This is a genomic window from uncultured Ellagibacter sp., from assembly GCF_934636505.1.
Taxonomy (GTDB): domain Bacteria; phylum Actinomycetota; class Coriobacteriia; order Coriobacteriales; family Eggerthellaceae; genus Ellagibacter.
On the sequence record NZ_CAKUAL010000103.1, the window covers coordinates 1 to 4,340 of the forward strand.

Below are 4,340 nucleotides of genomic sequence, written 5' to 3' on the forward strand. Positions count from 1 at the left end.
CGAGCGTGGCCGTCGCGGAGGCGTCTCCCAGGTCGATCCGCCCGACCCATGCCCAGAAATCCCTGGTCCAGCGGCTCCTCCGCTGGCCGGCGGCGTTCCTCTCGTCGTAGACGTGCCCGTGCCTGAGCAGGAACTTCGACAGGCGCTGCTTGGCGCGCACGGCGTCGTCCCGGGCATCAGCCAGCGCCCTCGTCAAGTCGCGCGCGCCCTCGCACTCGGGGTCTGGCACGTGCACCTCGGCGACCACCCCGAGCGCCAGCTGCACCGCGAGGAAGTGCGCGTCGCGGCGGTCCGTCTTGCGGCCGCGGTCGGCGGCCGGCCTGTGCATCTTCGACACCGCGCCGATGGCGCAGTCGGCGCCCATCGCGCGCAATTCCCTGCACAGGTGGAAGCCGGTGACGCCCGACTCGTAGACGCATTTCGCGGGCTGGGCGAGGCCCTTTATCCACGAGGCGACCTCGCCGGGCTCGTAGCCGAACGACTTCCTCTCGACCTCGCCCGTGGCCGGCGCGAAGGCGCAGGCCTTTATCGAGCGGGCGTGGACGTCGAGCCCTACGAAAGTGGTAGCATTGTTCATCGGAAGCCCCTTCCATGAGTGCGGCGTGGCCGCTGGCGGTTCGGGCACCGCTATTGTCGGCCTAATCCGCGGATATGCATGCAGGAGGGGCTTCCAACTTTTTATGTCCTGCTCATATCGTCTTGCCGATGGCAAAGATCTGCGACCTGGGGTTTTGTGAACGGCACGCAAGCCGCCCGCGTTGATTCACTCGCGATTGTAGCTGGCGGCTTGCATAAGAAACGTGCTTGAGTTTCGAGACAGGAGCTTTCAACGCTTCCGAGCGCAAAAAGACGCCCTGCCACGCCCTGGGGGTGCGGACGAATAGTTGGACCATTCGGTCCGGTTAGGAGTGTTCGCGTGTACAGTCAATCCGCGAGAAAAAAGGCCCTCGAGATGCTTGCGCTCACCGGTGACTTCGAGAAGAGCGCCAGGATGTCCGGCATCTCCGGCAGGACCCTGCGCCGTTGGGCGGCAAACGCGGCTGGGCCGCAGCGGAGGACCTGCGGAGCCAAGTTCGAACCCTACGGCGACGAGGTTCGGGGCAAGGCGATGGAGATGGCGCGAAAAGGCGCATCTTGCAGGGACGTCGCGGAAGCGCTCGGCATCGGAAGCCCCGATGTTGTACGCTATTGGCTGAAAGGCGGCGGAACGAAGGGGGCGCGGGTGAGCGGCCGGGCAAGAACACCTGAGGGCGCCAGCGCCACGCAAAGCAGCAATGCCGTTGCGTCCGCCAGCGCCCACATCACTTCCTCTCTCAGCCGACTCACGAGAGCACCTGGTTCACGCGGCGCTGCACGGCGGCGTAGTTGGAGCCCAGCCGTCGCTTGCGCGCCTCGCCATTGCCGAACTCGCCGTTGATGACGCGCCGCGCTAGGCTCGCCACGTTGCCCGAGGGAGCGGAGGAGCTACCAGAAGACTCCGCAGCCGTCGTGCCCGAGGACGCGATGCCGCGACAGATGCGCGAGCGTAGCGCCGCCCAGCACCCGGCCGCGATGTAGGGCGCAGGGCAGACCTTGCCCGTCACATCGTAGTGGCGGATGACGCCGCCCTCGGAGATGCCGTAGCGCTTCATGAGGGTCTGTCCGAGCCAGGCGAGCTTGCCCACCTCGACCTCGCTGTAGTCCTCGCCGGCGCTCACGACCTCGATGCTGACGCTGCGGCAGTTCATGAGCCAGTTGCCGGCGTGCCAGGCGGTGTCGCCCTCGGCCACGCTCTGATAGATCTCGTCGGTGATGTCGTCCACGAAGTAGTGCGCGGACGAGCCCTGCCGCTCATTGCGCGAGTAGTAGATCGCGTTGTTGCGGGCCGACGCCAGTGTCGCCGCGTAGTGGATCACGATGCGGTCGATGGCGTGGGAGCGCCCGCGCGTCATGTGGTCGCTTCCGCACTGCTTGAACAGGATGCTATGCCCCATTGGCGCCGACCTCCTCGAAGCCTGCGTCCTCGCCCTCCTCGGGCCTGAAGTCGCTGGGCGCGGCGGGCTCGTAGCCCGGCTCGCGCAGGTCCTCCCAGCGCTCCTCCTCGCTCGCGTACTCACTCATCGGAGTCATCCGCCTTGCCAAGCTCCGCCATCACGGGCGAGAGCACGGCCATCACCATGGCTGCGCACAACGCACGCCACGTGGGGTCGAGCACCGCCACGCCCATGAGCAGGTCGACGTTCGCCACCACGACGCCCAGGACGCCCCGGACGACGGTGCGCAACAGGCGCCACTGCCACTCGTTGCTTGTCAGAAAACGGTTCATGTGCCGCTCCTCTCCTTAAGCGCGTCAACGTCGCGCCTGACCACGGCCATGTCCTGCTCGAGCTTGTAGGTGCGCTCGATGAGGCAGTTGTGCTTCTCGACGCGCCGGGTGAGCTCATCGATCTTGAGCTCCATCACCGCGCGGCTGCGCGAGTTCGAGACGATCACCCCGACCAGCGTCACGACGCTGCCGATGAGTGCCACCGCAATAGACTCCATAAGGATCTCCCGGCAGGACATGGACCAATTACATCGGCCCCGTCATCCACTGCGGTCACAAATCAGCTGGCAGCTGAATCATTGGAGCAAAATGCGAGGTAAAATGCGGCAATGGCAAAAGAACGGAGGCTGAAATGGACGAGTTCGAGTCCAGGGAAGAAACATCGGAAGAAGCTTCGGAAACGACCTTGATGGAAGCCGAGCCCGAACCTGACGCAACAGAGAAGAAGTCCCTAACGCAAATCGTCCGCGAAAAGGCAAAAGCTATTCCCGCCGCCGTTAAGGAGAGTGCAGTCAAGGCCTTTCAATTCGCCAAAGAGCACAAGAAGGAGATTGCTGCTGGCGCCGCCGTTGTCGTCGGCGCTGCAGTCTATGTCGCAGGCAACGCTCGAGATAACGATCAGCTGAGAGAAGAGAACGAGCGGCTGTTGGAAGACAACGCACAGTTGGCGGACGACCTCGAGATTGAGCGCGGCGTCTCGGGCTGCTTGGCGTCGCGAGTGGTTGAGCTTGAGGACCTCTGCGACGAGAAGGACGCCTATTTCCAGGAGATGATCTCAGACGGCCTGCGTCACGGGAGTTCCCTCGCCGGAAAGCACATGGCCGATCGAAAGCAATATCTCAACGAGGAGTAAGCAAGTCCTCGCTGCGCGCCGCCACATCACATCGCCTAACCCGCACCACGGGGGCGGCGCGCCCACCCCTGGCAGCAGCGCAGGAAGGACACCTGCGCAGCCGCCAAGGGTGCCATTTTATGCAGACCCAAGCCGCTACCTGGCAGTGAGGTATCCCGCCTGCCCCTCGCGGTCGATTCGGCACATCGCGCACGTCGTCTGCTTGGAGCCGTAGGCCGTGCCGTTGCCGCCCACGATGGCCTTGCAGTTGTAGAATGTGGACGAGCCCGTGCATCCCTTGGGAAGCTCCCAGTCGGCATCGACCAGGATCTTGGCCAGGCTCGTGCAGGCTCCGAACGTGTAGGCCATGCTCGCGAGTGCCGCAGGGCTCATGCCTCGCAGGTCGAGCTCGGCGAGCGCGGAGCACGAGTTGAACGTGTGATCCATGCGGGCCACGCCCCGCAGGTTCGCCATGCCGGAAACCGACGCGAGTGCGTTGAACCCGTAGAACCAGTAGTTCAGGTTCACGTTGGCGAGCTTCGACGCATCGGCGGCGATCGCCACGGCCTTGACGCTCTTGCCGAAGGACGCCCAGGGGGTTGCCTGGATCGCGTTGTACTTGGCGTTGGCGCACAGCTTGCCCGCAGCCAGCACCTCGCGTCCGGCCGCGTCGGCCTTGGCGAAGCCGATCTTCAGCTCGCCGTCGACGAACAGCGTGGCATTGAGCCAGGTGCGGATGTCGCTCTCGGGGTCGGTCAGCACGCCGCCCGTGCCCAGCTTGAGCACGGAGGCCCCCGAGGAGGGTGACGGCACAAAGCCGTCGGTGCCGCCCACGAGCTTGCTGCACCCGTAGAGAACGCTCGTGTACTTCTTGATCTGGGAGTTGTCGAACGAGGTCGCGCTCACGGTGCGAAGCTCGCTGCACGAGGTGAACAGCTGGGTCACGTCCTCCACACCGCTCAGGTTCTCGAACCCGCTCACCAACCTTTCCCGGTTTCGAAACTTTGAAAAAATTCGAGTTTCGAAACCGATAAGGAGCGGATGATGGCTTGGGTGAATCGCAGTACGTACATGGAGCGGCTTTGGGCGCTCGAGGGCACCCGGGACATCAAGGTGATCACGGGGATGCGCCGCTCCGGCAAGTCCGAGCTCATGAAGGCGTTCGCTGCCTCTATCGCGCGGAGGGACCCGTCCTCCAACAAC

At 64.4% G+C, this 4,340-nt stretch carries 7 protein-coding genes; 1 reads left to right on the top strand and 6 read right to left on the bottom strand.

What is annotated here, in order from left to right; genetic code table 11:
• The 5 genes from Q0G18_RS08935 to Q0G18_RS08955 all read right to left on the bottom strand — a co-directional run.
• On the bottom strand, positions 1–577 hold a 577-nt coding region (locus tag Q0G18_RS08935), incomplete at its 3' end, for a transposase (protein ID WP_297152196.1).
• Positions 578–1,322: 745 nt separating this feature from the next.
• Positions 1,323–1,973 carry an N-acetylmuramoyl-L-alanine amidase gene (locus Q0G18_RS08940; RefSeq protein ID WP_297152199.1) on the bottom strand — a complete coding sequence of 217 codons (651 nt, stop codon included), beginning with the start codon at positions 1,971–1,973 and terminating at the stop codon, positions 1,323–1,325.
• Positions 1,963–2,100 carry a hypothetical protein gene (locus Q0G18_RS08945; protein WP_297152212.1) on the bottom strand — a complete coding sequence of 46 codons (138 nt, stop codon included), beginning with the start codon at positions 2,098–2,100 and terminating at the stop codon, positions 1,963–1,965. Before Q0G18_RS08945 ends, Q0G18_RS08940 begins: the two co-directional genes overlap by 11 nt.
• The gene (locus Q0G18_RS08950; RefSeq protein ID WP_297152215.1) at positions 2,093–2,305 is read right to left on the bottom strand and encodes a hypothetical protein; all 213 of its coding nucleotides are present in this window, start codon (positions 2,303–2,305) and stop codon (positions 2,093–2,095) included. The genes Q0G18_RS08945 and Q0G18_RS08950 overlap by 8 nt, the downstream gene beginning before the upstream one ends.
• A complete protein-coding gene (locus Q0G18_RS08955) occupies positions 2,302–2,523 on the bottom strand; it encodes a hypothetical protein (protein ID WP_297152217.1) in 222 nt (73 codons plus the stop codon). Before Q0G18_RS08955 ends, Q0G18_RS08950 begins: the two co-directional genes overlap by 4 nt.
• Positions 2,524–2,657: 134 nt before the next feature.
• Here Q0G18_RS08955 and Q0G18_RS08960 point away from each other — a divergent pair, with 134 nt between their 5' ends.
• On the top strand, positions 2,658–3,158 hold the full coding sequence (locus Q0G18_RS08960; protein ID WP_297152219.1) for a hypothetical protein: 501 nt from the start codon (positions 2,658–2,660) through the stop codon (positions 3,156–3,158).
• A gap of 135 nt (positions 3,159–3,293) precedes the next feature.
• On the opposite strand, the gene Q0G18_RS08965 is transcribed toward Q0G18_RS08960, so the two are convergent.
• The gene (locus Q0G18_RS08965) at positions 3,294–4,118 is read right to left on the bottom strand and encodes a hypothetical protein (protein ID WP_297152222.1); all 825 of its coding nucleotides are present in this window, start codon (positions 4,116–4,118) and stop codon (positions 3,294–3,296) included.
• Positions 4,119–4,340: the final 222 nt, after the last annotated feature.

Bases quoted from the DNA above. Each gene is read 5' to 3' on its own strand.
- Q0G18_RS08955 (WP_297152217.1), bottom strand. From the start codon at position 2,523: ATGGAGTCTATTGCGGTGGCACTCATCGGCAGCGTCGTGACGCTGGTC.
- Q0G18_RS08950 (WP_297152215.1), bottom strand. From the start codon at position 2,305: ATGAACCGTTTTCTGACAAGCAACGAGTGGCAGTGGCGCCTGTTGCGC.
- Q0G18_RS08940 (WP_297152199.1), bottom strand. From the start codon at position 1,973: ATGGGGCATAGCATCCTGTTCAAGCAGTGCGGAAGCGACCACATGACG.
- Q0G18_RS08945 (WP_297152212.1), bottom strand. From the start codon at position 2,100: ATGAGTGAGTACGCGAGCGAGGAGGAGCGCTGGGAGGACCTGCGCGAG.
- Q0G18_RS08960 (WP_297152219.1), top strand. From the start codon at position 2,658: ATGGACGAGTTCGAGTCCAGGGAAGAAACATCGGAAGAAGCTTCGGAA.